Origin of the sequence: Microbacterium sp. B19(2022) (genome assembly GCF_012030385.1) — a bacterium.
Lineage (GTDB): Bacteria > Actinomycetota > Actinomycetes > Actinomycetales > Microbacteriaceae > Microbacterium > Microbacterium oxydans_B.
On sequence record NZ_JAAUVO010000030.1, the window covers coordinates 13,308 to 33,817 of the forward strand.

Genomic DNA, 20,510 nt, shown 5'->3' on the forward strand with positions numbered 1-20,510 from the left:
GAACTCGACGCCCCCGCCCACCCATTACGATCGGTGAGCGGGGGCGTTTTTCGAGCACACTGACGTGCGGGGAGCAGCATGAACAGATACGCCGTGATCGGCGCGGGTCCATCGGGGTTGGCCGCGGCGCGCGCGCTGCAGAAGCGCGGAATCGCCGTGGACGGCTATGAGGCCTCCCACAGCGTGGGCGGCCTCTGGGACATCACCAACCCCCGCAGCACGATGTACGAATCCGCGCATCTGATCTCGTCGCGCACCACGACCGAGTTCGCCGAGTTCCCGATGCGCTCGCGGGTCGACTACCCCGGCCACCGGGTGCTGAAGGAGTACTTCGACGACTTCGCCGACCACTTCGGGCTCACCGGCCTGTTCCGGTTCGACGCGCGCGTCACGCGCCTCGAGCCTGCCGACGGCGGCTGGGACCTCACCAGTTCCGGCCCCGACGGTACCGACACCCGCTGGTACGCCGGCGTCGTCCTCGCCAACGGAACACTCGCCGAGCCGAACGTGCCGACGTTCCGCGGGGACTTCACGGGCGAACTGCTGCACACCAGCGCCTACAAGTCGCCGGAGCAGCTGCGCGGCAAGCGGGTGCTGCTGATCGGCGCCGGCAACTCGGGCTGCGACATCGCCGTGGATGCCGTGCACCACGCCGTGTCCGTCGACATGAGCGTGCGACGCGGGTACTACTTCGTGCCGCGCTACCTGTTCGGCAAGCCCAGCGACACCCTCAACCAGGGCCGCCCGCTGCCGGCGCGCATCAAGCAGGCGGTCGACAGCCGCGTCCTGCGGGCGTTCACGGGCGACCCCGTGCGGTTCGGGTTCCCGAAGCCCGACTACCGCATCTACGAGTCACACCCGATCGTGAACACCCTGATCCTCAACCACCTGGGCCAGGGCGACCTGCGCATCCGCCCGGACATCGACCACTTCGACGGGCACACGGTGCACTTCCGCGACGGCAGCGCCGACGAGTACGACCTCGTGCTGCTCGCGACCGGCTACACCCTGGACTATCCGTTCGTCGACCGGGAGCACCTGCACTGGCAGGGCGCCTCGCCACGACTCTTCCTGAATGTCTTCCCCGCCTCTTTCAACGGGCTCTACGTGATGGGCATGATCGAGGCGTCGGGCATCGGCTGGCAGGGCCGCTACGAACAGGCCGAGCTGCTCGCCGCCTACCTCGACGCGGTCGAGACCGATCCCGCGCGGGCCGCCCGCTTCCGCGAGCGGGTCACCGGAACGTCGTGGCCGGATCTGACGGGCGGTTATCACTACCTGGGCCTCGACCGGATGGCGTACTACGTGAACAAGGATGCCTACCGGGGCGCCGTACGGGATGAGAAGCGCGCACTGGAGGCCTCGGCATGAACGTCGACGACGTCGTCCTCTCGTTCACACCCGGCACGCTGACGATCCTCAACGTGGTCCTCGGTCTCATCATGTTCGGCATCGCGCTGGACACCTCGCCGAGTGACTTCCGCGTCGTAGCGAAGCATCCGAAACCGTTCGCGATCGCGATCCTCGCCCAGCTGCTCCTGCTGCCCATCGCGACGTTCCTGCTCACACTCGTGCTCCCTGTTCCGCCGTCGATGGCGCTCGGGATGCTGCTCGTGGCCTGCTGCCCTCCGGGGAACATCTCGCAGGTGCTGACCCACCGCGCCGGCGGCAACGTCGCCCTCTCGGTGTCGCTCACGGCGGTGGGAAACCTCATCTACATCGTCGCGATGCCGCTGAGCATCACGTTCTGGGCCTCGCTGCATCCGACCGCCCGCACTCTGCTGCGCGACATCACGCTCGACCCGTGGCGGATGCTTTTGGAGATCTTCCTCATCGTCGGTCTCCCCTTCGCCGTCGGTCTGCTCCTGCGCGCCAAGGCACCGGGCTTCAGCGCCCGCGTGCAGCCGTTCGTGAAGTGGTTCAGCCTGATCGCGCTGCTCGGCTTCATCATCGCCGCGCTCGTCGGCAACTGGGCGGTGTTCGTGCAGGTTCTCGGCATCATCCTGCTGGTGGTCGCGGTGCACGACGCGGTGGCGCTCGCGCTCGGCTACGGCACAGCGGTGGTCGGCGGACTCGGCACCCGCGAGCGCAAGGCCATGACGTTCGAAGTCGGCATCCGCAACGCCGGCCTCGGGCTCGGCCTGGTGTTCCTGTTCTTCGACGGACTCGGCGGCATGGCGATCGTGGCCGGCTGGTGGGGCATCTGGGACATCGTCGCCGGCCTCGTCCTGGCCGGACTCTGGGCACGGCACACCAGGAAGCGCACGGGCTCGAGCACCGGCGACGCGAGCGGCCGCACGACCGTCGAGGCCGCCTGATGCCCCGGGTGCTGATTACGGGCGGCAGCGGCTTCCTCGGCTCGCACGTGGCTGAGGCCCTCGCGGCCCGTGACGACGTCGAGGTCGTGGTCGCCGCGGACCTGCGAGCGGGCGCACCCCGCGCGGGCGTCATCGATGCGACGCTGGACGTGACGGATGCCGCGGCGATCGCTCCCGTGCTGCGGCAGCACCGCATCGACACGGTCGTGCACCTCGCGGCGATTGTGAATCCCGGCCACGACGTCGATCTGGAGTACCGCGTCGATGTGACCGGTTCCGCCAACGTCCTCGCCGCGTGCGTCGAGGCGGGAGTCCGCCGCATCGTGGTCTCCAGCTCGGGTGCCGCGTACGGATACCACGCGGACAACCCGGAGTGGATCGACGAGGACCAGCCGCTTCGAGGCAACGACGCGTTCCCGTACGCCCGGCACAAGCGGCTGGTCGAGGAGATGCTGGCCGAGCACCGGCGTACCCACCCCGATCTCGACCAGGTGATCTTCCGCATCGGCACGATCCTCGGTCCGACCGTGCGCAACCAGATCACCGCGCTCTGGGACGGCCGGCGGATCCTTCGCATCTCCGGCTCGGAGTCGCCCTTCGTGTTCATCTGGGTGGACGATGTGGCGGCCGCGATGGTGCGGGCGGCGACCGACGGCCCCGCGGGCATCTTCAACGTCGCGGGCGACGGACGGATGACGGTGCCGGAGATCGCTGCTCGTCTCGGCAAACCGCAGATCGTGCTGCCCGCGTGGGCACTGTCGAGCGTGCTGCGGATCGGACGAATGCTGCGGCTCACCCCGCACGGACCGGAGAAGGTCCCGTTCCTGCGGTACCGCCCGGTGCTGGCGAATCGCCGACTGAAGGAGGTGTTCGGCTACACGCCTCGCCGCACCACGCGGGAGGCCTTCGAGGAGTACCTCCGTACGCACTCAGCCGTCGCTCGGACGGGCGTCGACGCGGGGTAGCGTTGATCCGTGCAGAAGAAGCGTGGCCGCCGGGTCCTGAAACGTGTGCTGTGGAGTCTCGCGATCGTGCTGGTGCTGGCGGTGGTCGGCGTCGTCGCGTACACGCAGATCGGTGTCATGGCCGCCGAGCCGGAACCGCTCGCGAGCGTGCGGGAGAACCCCGCGATCACGGTCACCGACGCGGACGAGGGCATCGTGCTCGCCCCCGCCGACGGCGACTCGGATCTCGGCCTGGTCTTCATCCCGGGCGCCAAGGTCGACCCGTGGGCCTACGCGGCCATCCTCCAGGGGCTCGCCGAGGAGGGAACCACGGTCGTGATCACCCGCCCCTGGCTGAACCTGGCCTTCTTCGACCCGCGCGGACTCGACGCCTTCACCTCGGCCGCCCCCGACGTCGATGTCTGGGGCGTCGGCGGACACTCGCTGGGCGGCGTCCGCGCCTGCCAGCTCGCCGCGGATGCCGACGCGCTCGTGCTGTTCGGGTCGTACTGCGCGACCGACGTGTCGGAGAACGGGCTTCCCGTCCTCAGCCTCTCCGGAAGCGAAGACGGCCTCTCCACTCCGGAGAAGATCGCCGACGCGCGGGATCTGCTGCCCGCCGACGCCGAGATGGTGGAGATCGAAGGGGCGTCGCACGCGTCCTTCGGCGATTACGGCCCTCAGGACGGCGACGGCACCCCGACGATCTCGACGGAAGAGATGCACGACGAGGTCACGCGCCTCACCGAAGAGTTCCTCGCGCCGCTCGCGCCCTGACGTTCACTCCCCCGCCGAGCCGACGACCGCATCCAGCAGCGGATGCAGGTGCCGCGAACGGAGAACGGTTGCGGCTGTCCGCGCGCCCGCCTCGAGTGCCGCGCCGACTCCCGCCCCGTCCAGGCGCGCATCGAGCACGCCCGCGAGGAAGGCGTCGCCCGCACCGTTCGTGTCGATGACCTCGACGGGCACGGCGGCCACCCGGTACTCGATTCCGTCTGCATCCACGGCCACCGCGCCCTCCGCCCCGAGCGTGCACACGGCGAGTGAGGCACCGGCCGCGATACGCGAGTGCAGGAACGCGACCGGGTTTGCAAGGCGATCCGCGTTGCAGAACACGGCGTCCGCCGCCGCCAGGAACGGGCGGTGGAACGCGGCCTCACCGTCGTAGTCGTGCACGTCGACCCAGATCGGGACGCCCGTCTCGCGCGCGACCGGCAGGAGCCGCCGCGGTTCGGCAGCGAGGTCGAGCACGATCGCGCCCGCCTCCCCCATCCGTTCGCGCACCCACGCGTCGTCCTCGCCCGTGGTCGCGTCCGGCGACGACAGGTACAGCGAAACCCGGGCTCCCTCGCGGGTCATGAGGTTCAGATGCCGCTCGGTGGTTCCTTGACCCCAGCGCACTCGCACTCCCGCACCGTCGAGGGCCGCACGCACGCGGTCGCCCTCCTCATCGGGTCCGGCGAGGGCATCGAGCTGCGTCGCACGCCCGAGCCCGGTGAGGCTCAGGGCCTTGCCGGCACTCGTGCCGCCCACGGTCGCCCACGTCTCCTCGGCGAACTGCATGTGGGGCACCGGCTCGGGGAGTCGATCGAGCACGACGATCGTGTTCCATGAGGCGGGACCGGCGATGAAGACGGAATCAGGCATGCGACTATCCTGCCGCCCCGACGCCGTCAGCCGATGCGCGATACCAGGGCGTCGAGTCCCATCCCGTAGTCGATGCGCACCACGGGGAGGGCGAGCTTGTCGGTGCCGATGGTCACGAACCCGGGTTCGATCGTCCGCGCCATCTCGTAGCCGGCCTGCGTGACGCCCTGCTTGGCGGTGTCGTTGTAGTGCCCGAAGGGATACGCGATGACCTCGCGAACGCCCAGAGTGTCGCCGGAGAGGTTGAGGTCGGCGGCGATCTGATCCGCGGTCCAGTTGACCATCAGGCCGTCGCCGTTGTCGCCCGCCTTGTGCATGTCGTGCGTATGGGAGCGGCGCAGCACGTGGATCGACGGCGGCGGGTCGGACCGGTACGCCGTCACCATGAAAGAGGTCGCGAGCAGCTTGTGCGCCGCCACGACCGGGGCCCCGAGGTCGAACCAGGTCTGGTCGGCATCGTCATCCGTGATGATCACGCTCCGCGCGGGCAGCGAGAGCCGACCGTCGATGAAGGCGCTGAGCTCGTCCCAGGTGGGCAGGTAGAAGCCCGTCGTCGCGATGTGGTTCATGTGCGCGTCGAAGTCGCCGATGTACGCGTAGTTCCCGCGCAGCCACCCGGACTCGCCCTCGGGATTCGCCGTGAACTGGTGGTACATGAGGATCGGGACCTGCACGCCCTCGGCCGTGTTCTGCTCCGGCGTCTTCCAGGCGGCGAAGAGCTCGACCTGCTGCTGGTCGCAGACGACGGGGTCCGCACCGTTGACCCGCGCGGCGACGGTGTAGGCCGCGGCATCCGCCGCCGTCGCGTACCAGCCGGCGAACACGCGGCCGGCGACCGCCGGGATCGGGAGTGCCTGGTACAGACCGTCCTGCCGCTGCAGCTGGGGGTCGGCCGGAACCCCTTCGCCCGTGAATGTCACCGCGCAGGCGAGCGGATCATCGGCGTCCGCGATGAGCTGCTCCGCCGGTGTCAGTGGCGTCGGGGTCACGACCGGCGTCGGCGTCCGTGTCGGCTTCGCTTCGGCCTCGGCCGGTGCGTGGTTCAGCCAGACGTATGCCGTGAAGCCGGCGCCCACGACGACGATCACCGCCGCGATGATGATGCCCGCGACGCCCCCGCGCCGCCTCCCCCCGGAAGCCACGGTCAGATGTCGAATCCCTCGGCGATCAACTCGACGAGCTCCTCCCGCTCCTCGACGGGGAGGAACGCGGCCGCAGCCGCATTGAACTGGAACGTCTCGAGATCGTCGAGGTCGTACTCGAACGTCTCCACGAGCAGGGCGAGCTCGCGCGTCAGCGAGGTGGCGCTCATCGTGCGATTGTCGACGTTCACCGTCACCGCGAATCCGAGCTGGTACAACAGGTCGAACGGGTGGTCGGCCAGGGTGTCGCCCCACGCGGCGATCGCTCCGGTCTGCAGGTTCGACGACGGCGAGAGCTCGAGCGGGATCTCACGGTCGCGCACCCAGCGGGCCAGATCGCCGAACTGCACCTGTACCTCGTCGCCCTCCTGCGTGACGACCTGGAGGTCTTCGGCGATACGCACGCCGTGGCCCAGGCGCAGCGCGCGACCGTCGATCAGCGCCGATCGGATCGAGGCGAGACCTGCGGCCTCGCCCGCGTGTACGGTGACCGGGAAGAAGTTGTCGGCGAGGTAGTCGAAAGCCGCGCGGTGGTTCGACGGCGGGAAGCCGTCTTCCGGGCCGGCGATGTCGAAGCCGACGGCACCGCGACCGCGGAAGTCGACCGCGAGCTCCGCGATCTCCCGGGCACGGTCGGTGTGGCGCATCGCCGTGATGAGCTGGCCGACGCGGATGCTGCGACCGTCACGGTCCGCCGCGTCCTCACCCTCCTCGATGCCCTGCTGCACGGCTTCGACGGTCTGCTCGAGCGTGAGGCCCTGCGCCTGGTGCTGCTCCGGAGCCCAGCGCACCTCGCCGTAGACCACACCGTCGGCTGCGAGGTCCTGGACGAACTCGCGCGCGACGCGGGTGAGTCCCTCCTGGGTCTGCATGACAGCGGTGGTCAGGTCGAACGTCTTGAGGTACTCGACCAGCGAACCGGAGTCGCTCTGCTTCGCGAACCACTTTCCGAGGGCTGCGGGCGTGGATTCCGGGACCTCGAGGCCGATGGAGTCCGCGAGCTCGAGGATCGTCGAGGGGCGCAGAGCGCCGTCGAGGTGGTCGTGCAGCGACACCTTCGGGAGGCTCCGCAGGGAGACGCCCTGCAGCGTGACGTCGCCGTTCGCATCGATCGACATGGTGATCCTCTCGGTCGCGGATGTGCTCAGTTCAGGCTAGCGGTCGCGCGTCACGCCGTGATGCGCTCGCGCACGATGGGACCGGTGGCCGGAGCCTCGTCGCCGATCTCCCACGAGCTCTCGAGAGCATCGAGAGCCCGGCCGAAGCGTGCGTCGTCGGCAGCGGAGAGGGTGAACAGCGGCTGCCCCGCGACGACGCGGTCACCGGGTTTGGCGTGCAGGTCGATCCCCGCCTCGAAGATCACCGGATCCTCGGCCCTGGCGCGACCGGCTCCGAGTCGCCAGGCGGCGATGCCGAACGGCAGTGCGTCCATGCGCGTCATCACACCGTCGGCCGGGGCCGTCACGACGTGCGTCTCCCGCGCGGTCGGCAGCGCCGCATCGGGGTCGCCGTCCTGGGCGCGGATCATCGCCTTCCAGGTGTCCATCGCCCGGCCGTCGTCGAGCGCGGCCTCCACGTCGGCATCCGGCTGTCCGGCGAGGGCGAGCATCTCCCGTGCCAGGGCGAGGGTCAGCTCGCGGACATCGGCGGGGCCGCCGCCGGCGAGGACCTCGACGGATTCGCGGACCTCGTTGGCATTGCCGATCGCGAGTCCGAGCGGCACGTTCATGTCGGTGAGGAGCGCGGTGGTCGCCACGCCGGAGTCGGTGCCGAGCGCGACCATCGTGCGCGCGAGTTCCCGGGCGCGGTCGATGTCCTGCATGAAGGCGCCGGAGCCGAACTTCACGTCGAGCACGAGCGCGTCGGTGCCCTCGGCGATCTTCTTCGACATGATGCTCGACGCGATCAGCGGGATCGCCTCGACCGTGCCGGTGACGTCGCGGAGGGCGTACAGCTTCTTGTCGGCGGGCGCGAGACCCGAGCCCGCCGAGCAGATGACCGCACCGACGTCGCCCTGCATCTGCGCGAACATCTCCTCGTTGCTGAGGGCGGCGCGCCAGCCGGGGATCGACTCGAGCTTGTCGAGCGTGCCGCCGGTGTGGCCGAGTCCGCGACCGCTGAGCTGGGGAACGGCGACGCCGAACGACGCGACCAGCGGAGCGAGCGGAAGGGTGATCTTGTCGCCGACACCGCCGGTGGAGTGCTTGTCGACGGTCTTCTTGCCGAGGGAGGCGAAGCTCATCCGCTCCCCCGACGCGATCATCGCGTCGGTCAGCACGCGGATCTCATCACGCTCCATCCCGCGCTGGAAGATCGCCATCGCGAACGAGGCCATCTGCGCATCGGAGACATAGCCGCGGGTGTACGCGTCGATCATCCACCGCAGCGCCGCCTCGGGGACCGCACCGCCGTCGCGCTTGGCGCGGATCACGTCCACCGCGTCGAAAGGCTCAACAGTCATCGTGCTTCCTCCAGGTCGCGCGGCCCGAATGCATCGGGCAGCACCTCGTCGATCGTGCGGATGCCGGAGACCGTCTCCAGCAGCATGCCCGGCATCGCGTGCTCGAACAGCAGCTGACGGCAGCGTCCGCACGGCATGATCGTCTGTCCGTCGTTGTTCACGCACACGAAGGCGACGAGCTGGCCGCCGCCCGACATGTGCAGATCGCCGACGAGGGCGCACTCGGCGCACAGGGTCACGCCGTAGGAGGCGTTCTCGACGTTGCAGCCGGCGACGATGCGACCGTCGCCGACGAGGGCCGCCGCCCCCACGCGATAGCGCGAGTACGGCGCGTACGCCTTCGTCATGGCATCCGTGGCGACCTGGCGCAGTTCGTCCCAGTCGATGTCTGTCATTGCGATACTTTTCCTCTTCCGACCGGGCTAGGACTTTATACGGGCTAGGACTTTATGTAGGGCTTGCCGTCGGCGGCGGGCGCCTTGATCTGACCGGCGAACCCGGCGACCGCGAGCAACGTCACGACGTAGGGCAGCATCAGCATGAACTCGCCCGGAATGGGTGTCTTCAGGATCGACAGCAGGTTCTGCAGGTTGGTGGCGAAGCCGAACAGCAGCGCCGCGAGCGTCGCGCGGATCGGGTCCCAGCGACCGAAGATCACGGCGGCGAGGGCGATGAAGCCGAGCCCGGCCGTCATGTCCTTGCCGAACTGCGGCACCGAGACGAGCGTGAAGTACGCACCACCCATACCGGCGATCGCGCCGGCGAGCAGCACGTTCCAGAACCGGGTCGGGTTCACCTTGATGCCCACGGTGTCGGCCGCCTGCGGGTGCTCGCCGACGGCACGCAGCCGCAGACCCCACCGGGTGCGATACAGCCCCCAGGCCACGACGGCGACGGTGATGAACATCAGATACCCGATGAACGTCTGGTTGAAGAGCACCGGCCCGATGATGGGGATGTCGCTGAGCACGGGGATCTCCACGCGCGGGAACCGCACCGGGGTGTTCAGCGTCAACTCGTTCGGTGCGAGCAGCGCCCCGTAGAGGAACCCGGTGAGACCGGTGACCAGGACGTTGAGTACGACACCGACGATCACCTGCTCGACGAGGTACTTGATCGCGAACGCGGCGAGGACGCTGGCGACCAGGACGCCGCCGATCATCGCGCCGACCAGACCCACGAACGGGTTGCCGGTGATGCTCGAGAGCAGAGCGGCCGAGAATGCCCCGAGAAGCAGCTGCCCCTCGATGGCGACGTTCACGACGCCGGCACGCTCGCCGATGACACCGCCCAGGGCGCCGAACACCAGCGGTACCGAGAGCGAGACCGCACCGAACAGCAGGCTCGTGACCGGCACGAGTCCGCCGGCGGACGCCCAGACGAGGAACGCGAAGACAGCCAGCACGCTGTAGGCGATGACCAGCCACAGCGAAGGCGTGCGGTAGGTCCACGCGCGGAGGAACGCTCCGACCGTCAAGACCACGAGGATTCCGAGCACGACCCAGAACGTCGAGGCCGTGGGCAGTGCGACGTCGGGCAGCGCGAGCGCAGACGACTGATCGGAGAGCCGGAAGGTGCTGATGCCGTCACGCGGCACGAACAGGAACAACAGCGCGAGGAGCACGGTGGCGCCTGCGAGGACGATCGGCGCCTTGAGGTGCCGCTCCTTCACGGTCGCCAGCTGTACCGTGCCGTCAGCGGCCTGGGTCTGCACGAGGGACATCATGCCGCCACCGCCTTCTTCGAGGCCTTGGCTCTCAGCCTGGCAGCCTTCTCGATATCGGTCTTCGGGAGGAAGAACACCGTCCGCAGCAGCGGCGGCGCCGCGATGAACAGCACCACGAGAGACTGCACCACGAGGACGATGTCGACCGGGATATCCTGCGCCTGCATCGAGAACGAGCCCGCCTTGAGCGCCCCGAACAGGATGCCGGCGGCGAACGTGCCCCAGGCGCGGCTGCGACCGAGGAGCGCGACCGTGATCGCGTCGAAGCCGATGCCGGCGTCGATCGTCTCGGTCACGCCGGTGGTGACGGCACCCTGGATCTGGTTCATGCCGGCGAGACCCGCCAGGCCTCCGGCGAACAGCATCGCGTAGACGTAGATGCGCTGCACACTGATGCCGGCGGCGCGTGCCGCATGGGGGTTCTCGCCCACGGCGCGCATCCGCATGCCGAGCGACGAGCGCTCGATCAGCCACCAGACGAACAGGGTCGCGACGATCACGATCACGAAGCCGAGATCGAGCAGCGGGAACTGCGGTCCGAGCAGGGTCGGGAACTGCGCGCTCTGCGGCGTCGCCGAGCCGAGTGCCTGGTTGGTGCCCGGCTTCTGCAGCAGGCCCGGCGTGCGGATCATCCACAGCAGCAGGTAGTAAGCGATGTAGTTGAGCATGATCGTGAGGATCACCTCGTGCGCACCGGTGCGCGCTTTGATGAGCCCCGCGATCGCGCCCCAGAGCGCGCCGCCGGCGATACCGGCGATCAGCGTCACCGGGATGTGCAGCCAGATCGGCAGGTCGAGGGAGAACGTCAGGAGCGCCGCAACCGCGACGCCGATGAGCATCTGGCCACGGGCACCGATGTTGAACAGGCCGACGCGGAATGCCAGAGCGACACCGAGGCCGGCCACGATCAGCGGAGCCGCGAAGCCGAGGGTGTTCGTCAGCGGACGGATCTGGGCTGCGAAGTCCGCGCCGCGGGCGTTGAAGATCGCCCCACGGAACAGCGCCTCGTAGCCGTTGTACACGGCGTTCCAGGCGGCGACGAAGGTGTCGCCCGGCTGGTTGAAGAAGTAGACCGATGCCGCCTGCACGTCTTCGTTCGTGAAGGCGATGAGGATGCCGCCCACGACGAGTGCCAGGACGATCGCGAGGATCGTCGTGACGGCGTTGCCGCGGAGGATCTCCTTGAGGATGAGGTTTCCGCGCGGGGGCGGGGGCACGTCGGAGGGGTCTCGAGGGACGGTGCCTGTGCTCGTGGCGAGCTCCTGCGGCGGGATCCCCTTGGTCACATCGCCCGCGCCGGGCGTCGCTCCGCTCACGCGGCCACCTCCCCTTCGGCCGCTCCGGCCATCATGAGTCCGAGCGTCTCCCGAGGCGTGTCGCCGGGGACGATGCCGACGATCGTGCCGCGGTACATGACCGCGATCCGGTCGGCGAGAGCTGCGACCTCGTCGAGCTCCGTGGAGACGACGATCACGGGGATGCCCGCATCGCGCGTCTCGATGATGCGCTTGTGGATGAACTCGATCGAGCCGACGTCCACGCCACGTGTCGGCTGCGCGGCGACGAGGAGCCGCAGGTCGCGGCTCATCTCCCGGGCGATGACGACCTTCTGCTGGTTACCGCCCGACAGCGTGCCCGCCGCCGTCTCCGGCCCCTGCGTGCGGATGTCGTACTCGGTGATGCGCGCACGGGCGAACTCGTCGAGGGCTGCGCGGCGCAACGTGCCGGCTCGGCTGAAGGCCGGGTCGTCCGAGCGGTCGAGGATGAGATTCTCCGCGACGGAGAATCCGGCGACCAGGCCGTCCTCCGTGCGATCTTCCGGGACGAAGCCGACGCCGGCGTCGAGGATGGCGCGCACGCTCTTACCGACGAGTTCCTTCCCGTCGAGCACGATGCTGCCTTCGACGCGGGCCGCGAGGCCGACGATGGCCTCCACCAGCTCGGTCTGGCCGTTGCCCTGCACGCCGGCGATCGCGAGGACCTCACCCGGTCGGACGGCGAGGTCGACACCGTCGACGACGATCGCGCCGGTGGGCGTCAGGACGCGCAGTCCCTTGACTTCGAAACCACCCTCGCCCAGGCGGGGCGGGTCCTTGTGCACGGTCAGTTCGACCGCGCGACCGACCATGAGGGAGGCGAGCTCCGCGTTCGTCGCGGTGGGCGAAGCCTCGCCGACGACCTTGCCGAGGCGGACGATGGTGATCTTGTCGGCCACCTCCCGCACCTCGCGCAGCTTGTGCGTGATGAACACGATCGCCGTGCCCTCATCGCGCAGCTGACGCATGATGTTCATCAGCTCGTCGGTCTCCTGCGGGGTGAGGACGGCCGTCGGCTCGTCGAACACGAGCACCTTCGCATCGCGGGACAGGGCCTTGATGATCTCGACCCGCTGCTGCACGCCGACGGGCAGGTCGCCCACGAGCGCATCCGGATCGATGTCGAATCCGAACCGGGCAGCCACCGACCGCACGTGCTCTCGCGCCTTCGCGATGTCGAGCCTTCCGAGCGCTTTGGTCTGCTCGTGACCGAGCATCACGTTCTCGGCCACGGTGAAGACCGGGACGAGCATGAAGTGCTGGTGGACCATGCCGATCCCCGCAGCCATCGCGTCGCCAGGACCGCGGAAGCGCTGCACCTCGTCATCGAGGAGGATCTCACCTTCATCGGCCTGATAGAGGCCGTAGAGGACGTTCATGAGTGTGGACTTGCCCGCGCCGTTCTCGCCGAGGAGCGCGTGGATCTCCCCCGGCTCGACCACCAGATCGATGTGGTCGTTGGCCACGAGGCTACCGAATCGCTTGGTGATGCCGCGAAGTTCGAGCTTCATATCTGCACCTTATCCAGAAGAGTTATCCAGAACAGTCATCCAGGAGAATCATCGTCCGTCCACGGCACGGGGCGAGTGGCAGACTGCTCACCACTCGCCCCGTGCTGGACCGGTTACGACTTACGGGGAGTTCTCGGACTCCACCGTGATGTCACCGGCGATGATCTGCTTCTGCAGCTCGGCCAGCTCGTCGACCAGGCCCTCGGGGAGGTCGCCCTCGAAGTCGCCGAAGCCGGAGAGCTTGACGCCCTCGTTCTCGAGCGTGCCCACGTACGGCGCTGCGTCGAACTCACCGGCGGCGGCGGCGACGGTGGCGTCATGCACGGCGACGTCGATCGCCTTCATGATCGAGACCAGCGTCATGCCGGCCACGTTCGGGTCAGCCACGGCCAGGTCGCTGTCGACGCCGAGCATCAGCGTGTCCTTGCCGCTGTCGGTGATCGCCGCAGCAGCGCTCTGGTAGACGGGACCGCCGACCGGGAGGATCACGTCGACGCCCTGGTCGAGCACGCCCTGCGCGGTCTGCTTGGCGGTGTCGTTCGCGTCGAAGCCGCCCGTGAACGATCCCTTCTGCGTCGCGGCGTCCCAACCGAAGACTTCGACCGCAGCCGACTTGTCCTCGTTGTACTTGTCGACGCCGAGCTGGTAGCCGTCCATGAACACGGCGACCGACGGGATCTGCATGCCGCCGAAGGTGCCGACCTTGTTCACGCCGCTCTGCGCGGACCAGGCTGCCGCGGCGTAGCCGCCGAGGTAGGCCGCCTGCGCGGTGTCGAAGACGAGGGGCTTGATGTTCGGAGCATCGGTGGTGCCGTCGAAGTCGTTGTCGGCGTAGTCGTCGATGATCGCGTAGTCGATCTCGGGGTTCGCGAGCGCGGACTCGACCGTGGCTGCCGAGAGCTTGAAGCCGACCGCGACGATGAGCGAGCAGCCTTCGGAGACGGCGGTCTCCAGGTTCGGGGCGTAGTCGTTGTCGTTCGCGGACTCGAACTCGAGCGGCTTGATGCTGAGTTCTTCAGCCGCGCTGTCCATGCCCTCCTTGGCCGACTGGTTGAACGACTTGTCGTTCCAGCCGCCCGCGTCGGAGATGAGGCAGGGAAGGAAGTCGGAGTCGACCGGCTTCTCGGAGCCTGCGGGCTTGTCGGTCGGTGCCTGACCGCAGCCGGCGAGCGCGAAGATGACGCCCGCGGCGACCGTCGCGCCGAGCAGCTTCTTGGTGGTGGAGATGGTCAACTGATGCCTCCCTCAACGAAACCGCGGCCATCGCGGATCGATCAAAGTTACCTACTGTTTCGCCTTTTGCGCACGTGCGCAGCGGATGCGCTGGCCAAAGGTTACAAAGCTGAAATCAAGCCACCCGATGAGCGTGAACGCCTGCTCATCGGCGCAGGCGTCAGAGCACGTCTCCCCGGCCGGTGAGCTTGAGGGACTCGACGACGCCCTTCACCCGCTGCGCGTGCTCGACCGTGGTGACCAGCAGAGCGTCGGGGGTGTCGACGACGACGATGTCCTGGACGCCCACCAGGCTGATCACCCGAGACGTCTGGCTGACGAGGATTCCGCTCGCGCCGTCGGTCAGCACCCGGGCGTTCGGCCCGAGGACGGCGAGGTCGTTCTTGCGCCCGTTGTTGATGAGCTTGGTCAGCGAGGCGAAGTCGCCCACGTCGTCCCAGTCGAAGTGACCGGGGACGACGGCGAGCCGTCCGCGGCGGGCGGCCGGCTCGGCCACCGCGTAGTCGATGGCGATCTTCTTCAGGCGCGGCCAGATGCGGTCGACCGCGGGTCCGCGCAGCTCGCGGTCGTCCCAGGCTTCGGCGAGTTCGAGGAGCCCGGCGTGCAGCTCGGGCTCGTTCGCGGCGAGTTCTTCCAGCAGCACGCTCGCCTTCGCGATGAACATGCCGGCGTTCCACAGATAGTCGCGATCGGCGAGGTACTCCTTCGCCGTCTCCAGGTCGGGCTTCTCGACGAAGCTCTCCACGAGCGCGGCCTCGCGCGCGCCGTCTACGACCAGTTCCGGACCCTTCTTGATGTAACCGAACCCGATCGCGGGCTCGGTGGGCGAGATGCCGATGGTGCAGATGTATCCCTCGCGGGCGACCTCGACGGCGTCGCGCACCGCGAACTCGAACACGCGCGTGCTGCGGATCACATGGTCCGCGCTGAACGAGCCGATGATCACGTCGGGCTCGCGCCGGTGCAGGATCGCGGCGGCGAGGCCGATCGCGGCGGCTGACTCCCGCGGCTCCGACTCCAGGAAGACGTTGAGGTCGGCGATGCCCGGCAGCTCGGCCTCGACCGCGGCACGGTGCGCGCGCCCGGTGACCACGGCGATCCGGTCGGATCCGCTGAGCGGCTCCAGGCGGTCCCAGGTGTCACGGAGCAGCGAATGCCCGGAACCCGTGAGGTCGTGCAGGAACTTGGGCGCGTCCGCACGGGAGAGCGGCCAGAGCCGGCTGCCGATGCCGCCGGCGGGAATCACTGCGTAGAAATCCTTGATGGGTGCGCTCACCCTGCCAGGGTAGCCCGACGAGACCTCTCGACATCGAGATACTTAGGCTCCCCTTCGTCGCTCCCAGTCTTCTGACAGGAATAGGATGGACAGCGATCGGGCGTGCCTGACTTCGACAGGCTCACACTTGAACGAGAGCAGCGCATGCGACCGACGCACATCGATCAGGGAGGACGACCGTGTCCACGAGCGCTCGCTTGACACCGTCGATTTCGGAAACCACGTCCAAGACCCCCCGCGGCACCCTTTATCGGGGCCGCGAAGGCATGTGGTCGTGGGTGCTTCACCGCATCACCGGAGTCGCCATCTTCTTCTTCCTGTTGGTGCACGTGCTCGACACGGCACTGATCAGGGTCTCGCCGGAGGCGTACAACGCCGTGATCGGCACGTACAAGAACCCCATCATGGCGCTCGGCGAGGTCGTGCTCGTGGCCGGCATCGTGTTCCACGCGATGAACGGGCTGCGCATCATCGCCGTCGACTTCTGGTCGAAGGGCGCCAAGTACCAGCGTCAGCTCTTCTGGGGCGTGCTGCTGGTCTGGGGCATCATCATGGCCGGCTTCGTGCCCCGCCACCTGATGCTCGCGTTCGCCGGATTCGGAGGGGGACACTGATGACCGCGCAGACCATCGCAGCCCCGGCTCGCCGCCGGCGCGGAGTCAACCTCGAGAAGTGGGGCTGGGTCTTCATGCGCGCCTCGGGCATCGTGCTCGTCGTGCTGATCTTCGGCCACCTCTTCGTCAACCTCATGGTCGGCGAGGGCATCCACGCCCTCGACTTCGCATTCATCGCCGGCAAGTTCGCCACGCCGTTCTGGCAGTGGTGGGACGTGCTGATGCTGTGGCTCGCACTGATCCACGGCGCCAACGGCATGCGCACGATCGTGAACGACTACGTCACGAACACCACCGCCCGGAAGGCCCTCACCTGGGCCCTCGGGCTCGCCGCCGGCCTGCTCATCATCCTGGGCACGCTCGTCGTCTTCACGTTCGACCCGTGCCTGGGTGCGACCGAGGACAGCGTCCTGTGGAGCGAATGCGCCGCACTGGTCGGGAACTGAGAAGAAGGCTAAGAAGAAGTGACTACCCAGACGCAGGATTCCGTCGTCCGTGACGGCGTGCATTACCACCAGTTCGACATCGTGATCGTGGGCGCCGGTGGCGCCGGCATGCGGGCGGCCATCGAGGCCGGCCCCGGCGCGAAGACCGCCGTGATCTCCAAGCTGTACCCCACGCGCTCGCACACCGGTGCAGCACAGGGCGGCATGGCGGCAGCCCTCGCGAACGTCGAAGAGGACTCGTGGGAGTGGCACACCTTCGACACCGTCAAGGGCGGCGACTACCTCGTCGACCAGGACGCGGCGGAGATCCTCGCGAAGGAGGCCATCGAGGCGGTCATCGACCTCGAGAACATGGGCCTCCCCTTCAACCGCACACCCGAGGGCAAGATCGACCAGCGCCGTTTCGGCGGGCACACGGCAGAGCACGGCAAGACCCCGGTCCGCCGCGCCTGCTACGCCGCCGACCGCACCGGCCACATGATCCTGCAGACGCTGTTCCAGAACTGCGTCAAGCTCGGCATCAACTTCTTCAACGAGTTCTATGTGCTCGACCTGCTGACGGTGAAGGATGCCGACGGCAAGACCCAGGTCTCGGGCGTCGTCGCGTACGACCTCTCGACCGGCGAGCTGCACGTGTTCCAGGCCAAGGCCGTGATCTTCGCGACCGGCGGCTTCGGCAAGATCTTCAAGACGACCTCGAACGCGCACACCCTCACGGGCGACGGCGTCGGCATCGTCTGGCGCAAGGGCCTCCCCCTCGAGGACCTGGAGTTCTTCCAGTTCCATCCGACCGGACTCGCCGGCCTCGGCATCCTCCTCACCGAGGGCGCACGAGGCGAGGGCGCGATCCTGCGCAACGCCTCGGGCGAGCGATTCATGGAGCGCTACGCCCCCACGATCAAGGACCTCGCTCCGCGTGACATCGTCGCGCGCTGCATGGTGCAGGAAGTCGCGGAAGGCCGCGGCGCCGGCCCGCACAAGGACTACGTGCTGCTGGACTGCACGCACCTGGGCGCCGAGGTCCTCGAGACCAAGCTGCCCGACATCACGGAGTTCGCCCGCACGTACCTGGGCGTCGACCCGGTCGTCGAGCCGGTCCCGGTGATGCCGACCGCGCACTACGCCATGGGCGGCATCCCGACCAACAACAACGGCGAGGTCCTGGCCGACAACGACACGGTCGTCCCCGGCCTGTACGCCGCCGGCGAGTGCGCCTGCGTCTCGGTGCACGGCGCCAACCGCCTCGGCACCAACTCGCTGCTCGACATCAACGTGTTCGGCAAGCGCAGCGGCCGCAACGCCGTCGAGTACGTCAAGACGGCCGAGTTCGTGCCGCTGCCCGAAAACCCCGCCGGTTTCGTCTCCGGCATGCTCGAGGACCTGCGCAACAACCAGGGCACCGAGCGCATCGCCGTGCTGCGCAAGACGCTGCAGGACGAGATGGACAAGGGCGCTCAGGTGTTCCGCACGCACGACTCGCTGCAGCACGTGCTGGGCGTGATCGCCGAGCTGCGTGAGCGCTACAAGAACGTGCACGTCGACGACAAGGGCAAGCGTTTCAACACCGACCTGCTCGAGGCCGTCGAGCTGGGCTTCCTGCTCGACATCGCCGAGGTCGTGGTCTACGCCGCGCAGAACCGCGAGGAGAGCCGTGGCGGCCACATGCGCGACGACTTCCCGACGCGTGACGACGAGAAGTACATGAAGCACACCATGGCCTACCTCACCGGCGACCCGCACTCGTCGACCCCGAGCGACCACATCAAGCTCGACTGGAAGCCCGTCGTCTTCACGAAGAACGATCAGGGCGAGTTGAACTACCCGCCGATGGAGAGGAAGTACTGAGAATGTCGAACGCCATCGCCGAAGCACCCGCGGACACGACCGAAGAGACCGGCATCCAGTCCTTCATCGTGACGTTCAACATCCGCCGCTTCGACCCCGAGGTCGACGCGGAACCGCACTGGGTCGACTACGACGTGGAGCTCTACTCCACCGACCGCGTCCTCGATGCGCTGCACAAGATCAAGTGGGAGGTCGACGGCTCGCTGACCTTCCGCCGCTCCTGCGCACACGGCATCTGTGGCTCCGACGCCATGCGCATCAACGGCCGCAACCGCCTGGCCTGCAAGACGCTGATCAAGGACCTCGACATCTCGAAGCCCATCTACGTGGAAGCCATCAAGGGTCTGCCGCTGGAGAAGGACCTCGTCGTCGACATGGAGCCGTTCTTCGCCTCATACCGCGAGGTGCAGCCGTTCCTCGTCGCCAGCTCCGTCCCGGAGAAGGGCAAGGAGCGCGTCCAGACCATCGCCGACCGCGAGATCTTCGACGACACCACCAAGTGCATCCTGTGCGCCGCGTGCACCTCGTCCTGCCCCGTGTTCTGGACAGACGGTCAGTACTTCGGCCCCGCCGCGATCGTGAACGCGCACCGCTTCATCTTCGACTCCCGCGACGACAACGCGGCCGTGCGTCTGGACATCCTCAACGACAAGGAAGGCGTGTGGCGCTGCCGCACGACCTTCAACTGCTCCGAGGCCTGCCCCCGCGGCATCGAGGTCACCAAGGCCATCGCCGAGGTCAAGCAGGCGGTCCTTCGCGGGCGTCCCTGACGCGCCGCATCAGGCCATCATCCGAGAACAGGCGGTTCCCTTCGGGGGCCGCCTGTTCTCATGTCGTCGCCTGTTCTCGCGTGCCCGGCTGCTCTCGCATCGCGCAGCGCTTGGATAGGGTGGGGACGTGTCTGAACCCGATGGCTCCGCGGCCGAGCCCGGTCGCCTCGATGCGGCCGTCGAGCGCGCGACCGCACTCACGCAGCGCACCCTCGGCCTGTTCCCCGTGCGCGTCTGGCGGCACTTCCTGCAGCACAACGGATTCCTGCTCGCTGCGGGTGTGAGCTATCAGGCGCTCTTCGCGATCTTCGCGGCCATCTACCTCGCCTTCGCCATCACCGGGCTCTGGCTCGGTGGCAGCGAGGAGGCCGTCAACGGTCTGATCGACATGATCAACCGCTACATCCCCAACCTGATCCTCCCCGAGGGCGGCGTCTTCACGCCGGAGCAGGTGCAGGATGTGGCCGCGAGCACGGCCAACGTCCTGGGCATCACCGGTCTGATCGCCCTCGGAACCGTCATCTGGACGGCCATCGGCTGGGTGACGTTCTCGCGGCGAGCGACGAGGGACATCTTCGGCCTTCCTCCGGACCGGCGCAGCTACGTCATCCTGAAGGCCCGCGACTTGCTCGCGGCCCTGATCTTCGGCGTCTCGCTGATCGTCGGCTCCCTCCTCAGCTCCGCCAGCGCCGCCGTGTTGAGCTGGCTCGTCAGTCTGCTGGGCTGGGATTCCGGCTCGGACGGGCTGAACCTCGGCATCCGCATCGCGACCGTCATCGTGTCGTTCGTCATCATGTCGACGGCGCTGGCCGCCATGGTCCGCTTCCTCACGGGAACGTCGCTGCAGTGGCGGACCATCTGGCCCGGCGCCCTTCTCGGCGGCGGCGCGATGACCGTGCTCCAGTACGGAGCCGGCTTCCTGCTGAGCTACACCCCGTCGAATCCGCTGCTCGCGACCTTCGCCATCTTCATCGGCCTCCTCCTCTGGTTCCGCATCAACGGCGTCGTGATGCTGGTGGCGTCGTCCTGGATCGCGGTCGCCGCGAACGACCGGGACCAGCCCCTGCTGGAGCAGACCGAGGCGGAGCGCCGACTGATCGAGTACGAGACGCTACTCACCGCCGCGCGGATCCGTGTGCGAGAGGCCCATGCGGCCCGCGACGCCGCCCCGTGGTTGCAGGCATGGACCGCCGGACGGGCGGTGCGGGCTGCGGAGAACGAGCTCGCGGCTCTCGAGGCCTCCCCTCCCCCGCCCGTGGAT

General features: G+C 68.2%; 19 protein-coding genes. 9 read left to right on the top strand and 10 right to left on the bottom strand.

Annotated elements, in window-relative coordinates:
* The first annotated feature begins 78 nt into the window (after nucleotides 1–78).
* From HCX50_RS18820 to HCX50_RS18835, 4 genes are read left to right on the top strand one after another with little or no spacing between them, the layout of a single operon-like run.
* On the top strand, nucleotides 79–1,371 hold the full coding sequence (locus HCX50_RS18820; RefSeq protein ID WP_167635365.1) for a flavin-containing monooxygenase: 1,293 nt from the start codon (nucleotides 79–81) through the stop codon (nucleotides 1,369–1,371).
* The gene (locus HCX50_RS18825) at nucleotides 1,368–2,318 is read left to right on the top strand and encodes a bile acid:sodium symporter family protein (RefSeq protein WP_167635366.1); all 951 of its coding nucleotides are present in this window, start codon (nucleotides 1,368–1,370) and stop codon (nucleotides 2,316–2,318) included. Before HCX50_RS18820 ends, HCX50_RS18825 begins: the two co-directional genes overlap by 4 nt.
* Nucleotides 2,318–3,283, top strand: coding sequence for an SDR family oxidoreductase (locus tag HCX50_RS18830; protein ID WP_167635367.1), 966 nt, complete (start codon nucleotides 2,318–2,320; stop codon nucleotides 3,281–3,283). Before HCX50_RS18825 ends, HCX50_RS18830 begins: the two co-directional genes overlap by 1 nt.
* Before the next feature lie 9 nt (nucleotides 3,284–3,292).
* Entirely contained in the window at nucleotides 3,293–4,039 is a 747-nt protein-coding gene (locus HCX50_RS18835; protein WP_167635368.1) for an alpha/beta hydrolase, read from the top strand.
* A gap of 3 nt (nucleotides 4,040–4,042) precedes the next feature.
* Here HCX50_RS18835 and HCX50_RS18840 read toward each other — a convergent pair whose 3' ends face one another.
* From HCX50_RS18840 to HCX50_RS18885, 10 genes are all read right to left on the bottom strand, one after another.
* Entirely contained in the window at nucleotides 4,043–4,909 is an 867-nt protein-coding gene (locus tag HCX50_RS18840; protein ID WP_167635369.1) for a carbohydrate kinase family protein, read from the bottom strand.
* Nucleotides 4,910–4,935: 26 nt separating this feature from the next.
* On the bottom strand, nucleotides 4,936–6,051 hold the full coding sequence (locus HCX50_RS18845) for a polysaccharide deacetylase family protein (RefSeq protein ID WP_337750223.1): 1,116 nt from the start codon (nucleotides 6,049–6,051) through the stop codon (nucleotides 4,936–4,938).
* A 2-nt stretch (nucleotides 6,052–6,053) separates the two neighbouring features.
* Entirely contained in the window at nucleotides 6,054–7,169 is a 1,116-nt protein-coding gene (locus HCX50_RS18850; protein WP_091030791.1) for an adenosine deaminase, read from the bottom strand.
* A 50-nt stretch (nucleotides 7,170–7,219) separates the two neighbouring features.
* Entirely contained in the window at nucleotides 7,220–8,512 is a 1,293-nt protein-coding gene (locus tag HCX50_RS18855) for a thymidine phosphorylase (protein ID WP_167635370.1), read from the bottom strand.
* Complete coding sequence (locus tag HCX50_RS18860; RefSeq protein WP_029262551.1) at nucleotides 8,509–8,907, bottom strand: cytidine deaminase; 399 nt, start codon at nucleotides 8,905–8,907, stop codon at nucleotides 8,509–8,511. Before HCX50_RS18860 ends, HCX50_RS18855 begins: the two co-directional genes overlap by 4 nt.
* Before the next feature lie 44 nt (nucleotides 8,908–8,951).
* Complete coding sequence (locus HCX50_RS18865; RefSeq protein ID WP_091030799.1) at nucleotides 8,952–10,238, bottom strand: ABC transporter permease; 1,287 nt, start codon at nucleotides 10,236–10,238, stop codon at nucleotides 8,952–8,954.
* Nucleotides 10,235–11,554 (bottom strand): ABC transporter permease subunit, encoded by a 1,320-nt coding sequence (locus tag HCX50_RS18870; protein WP_167635371.1) that lies wholly within the window; start codon nucleotides 11,552–11,554, stop codon nucleotides 10,235–10,237. The genes HCX50_RS18865 and HCX50_RS18870 overlap by 4 nt, the downstream gene beginning before the upstream one ends.
* The gene (locus HCX50_RS18875) at nucleotides 11,551–13,065 is read right to left on the bottom strand and encodes an ABC transporter ATP-binding protein (protein WP_167635372.1); all 1,515 of its coding nucleotides are present in this window, start codon (nucleotides 13,063–13,065) and stop codon (nucleotides 11,551–11,553) included. Before HCX50_RS18875 ends, HCX50_RS18870 begins: the two co-directional genes overlap by 4 nt.
* A 120-nt stretch (nucleotides 13,066–13,185) precedes the next feature.
* Nucleotides 13,186–14,298, bottom strand: coding sequence for a BMP family lipoprotein (locus HCX50_RS18880; RefSeq protein WP_091030813.1), 1,113 nt, complete (start codon nucleotides 14,296–14,298; stop codon nucleotides 13,186–13,188).
* 160 nt (nucleotides 14,299–14,458) lie between these two features.
* Complete coding sequence (locus HCX50_RS18885; RefSeq protein ID WP_091030817.1) at nucleotides 14,459–15,574, bottom strand: mannose-1-phosphate guanylyltransferase; 1,116 nt, start codon at nucleotides 15,572–15,574, stop codon at nucleotides 14,459–14,461.
* A gap of 179 nt (nucleotides 15,575–15,753) precedes the next feature.
* Between HCX50_RS18885 and sdhC the strand changes: the two genes are divergently transcribed.
* The 5 genes from sdhC to HCX50_RS18910 form a co-directional block, all read left to right on the top strand.
* On the top strand, nucleotides 15,754–16,188 hold the full coding sequence (sdhC, locus tag HCX50_RS18890) for a succinate dehydrogenase, cytochrome b556 subunit (protein ID WP_072591539.1): 435 nt from the start codon (nucleotides 15,754–15,756) through the stop codon (nucleotides 16,186–16,188).
* The gene (locus HCX50_RS18895) at nucleotides 16,188–16,634 is read left to right on the top strand and encodes a succinate dehydrogenase hydrophobic membrane anchor subunit (protein ID WP_167635373.1); all 447 of its coding nucleotides are present in this window, start codon (nucleotides 16,188–16,190) and stop codon (nucleotides 16,632–16,634) included. Before sdhC ends, HCX50_RS18895 begins: the two co-directional genes overlap by 1 nt.
* An 18-nt stretch (nucleotides 16,635–16,652) precedes the next feature.
* Nucleotides 16,653–18,479 carry a succinate dehydrogenase flavoprotein subunit gene (gene sdhA, locus HCX50_RS18900; protein WP_167635374.1) on the top strand — a complete coding sequence of 609 codons (1,827 nt, stop codon included), beginning with the start codon at nucleotides 16,653–16,655 and terminating at the stop codon, nucleotides 18,477–18,479.
* Between the two features lie 2 nt (nucleotides 18,480–18,481).
* Entirely contained in the window at nucleotides 18,482–19,249 is a 768-nt protein-coding gene (locus HCX50_RS18905) for a succinate dehydrogenase iron-sulfur subunit (protein ID WP_091030828.1), read from the top strand.
* Nucleotides 19,250–19,376: 127 nt separating this feature from the next.
* The coding region (locus tag HCX50_RS18910) for a YhjD/YihY/BrkB family envelope integrity protein (protein ID WP_167635375.1) at nucleotides 19,377–20,510 on the top strand (1,134 nt) is incomplete at its 3' end.

Bases quoted from the DNA above. Each gene is read 5' to 3' on its own strand.
- HCX50_RS18820 (WP_167635365.1), top strand. From the start codon at position 79: ATGAACAGATACGCCGTGATCGGCGCGGGTCCATCGGGGTTGGCCGCG.
- HCX50_RS18825 (WP_167635366.1), top strand. From the start codon at position 1,368: ATGAACGTCGACGACGTCGTCCTCTCGTTCACACCCGGCACGCTGACG.
- HCX50_RS18830 (WP_167635367.1), top strand. From the start codon at position 2,318: ATGCCCCGGGTGCTGATTACGGGCGGCAGCGGCTTCCTCGGCTCGCAC.
- HCX50_RS18840 (WP_167635369.1), bottom strand. From the start codon at position 4,909: ATGCCTGATTCCGTCTTCATCGCCGGTCCCGCCTCATGGAACACGATC.
- HCX50_RS18850 (WP_091030791.1), bottom strand. From the start codon at position 7,169: ATGTCGATCGATGCGAACGGCGACGTCACGCTGCAGGGCGTCTCCCTG.
- HCX50_RS18855 (WP_167635370.1), bottom strand. From the start codon at position 8,512: ATGACTGTTGAGCCTTTCGACGCGGTGGACGTGATCCGCGCCAAGCGC.
- HCX50_RS18860 (WP_029262551.1), bottom strand. From the start codon at position 8,907: ATGACAGACATCGACTGGGACGAACTGCGCCAGGTCGCCACGGATGCC.
- HCX50_RS18865 (WP_091030799.1), bottom strand. From the start codon at position 10,238: ATGATGTCCCTCGTGCAGACCCAGGCCGCTGACGGCACGGTACAGCTG.
- HCX50_RS18875 (WP_167635372.1), bottom strand. From the start codon at position 13,065: ATGAAGCTCGAACTTCGCGGCATCACCAAGCGATTCGGTAGCCTCGTG.
- HCX50_RS18895 (WP_167635373.1), top strand. From the start codon at position 16,188: ATGACCGCGCAGACCATCGCAGCCCCGGCTCGCCGCCGGCGCGGAGTC.
- HCX50_RS18905 (WP_091030828.1), top strand. From the start codon at position 18,482: ATGTCGAACGCCATCGCCGAAGCACCCGCGGACACGACCGAAGAGACC.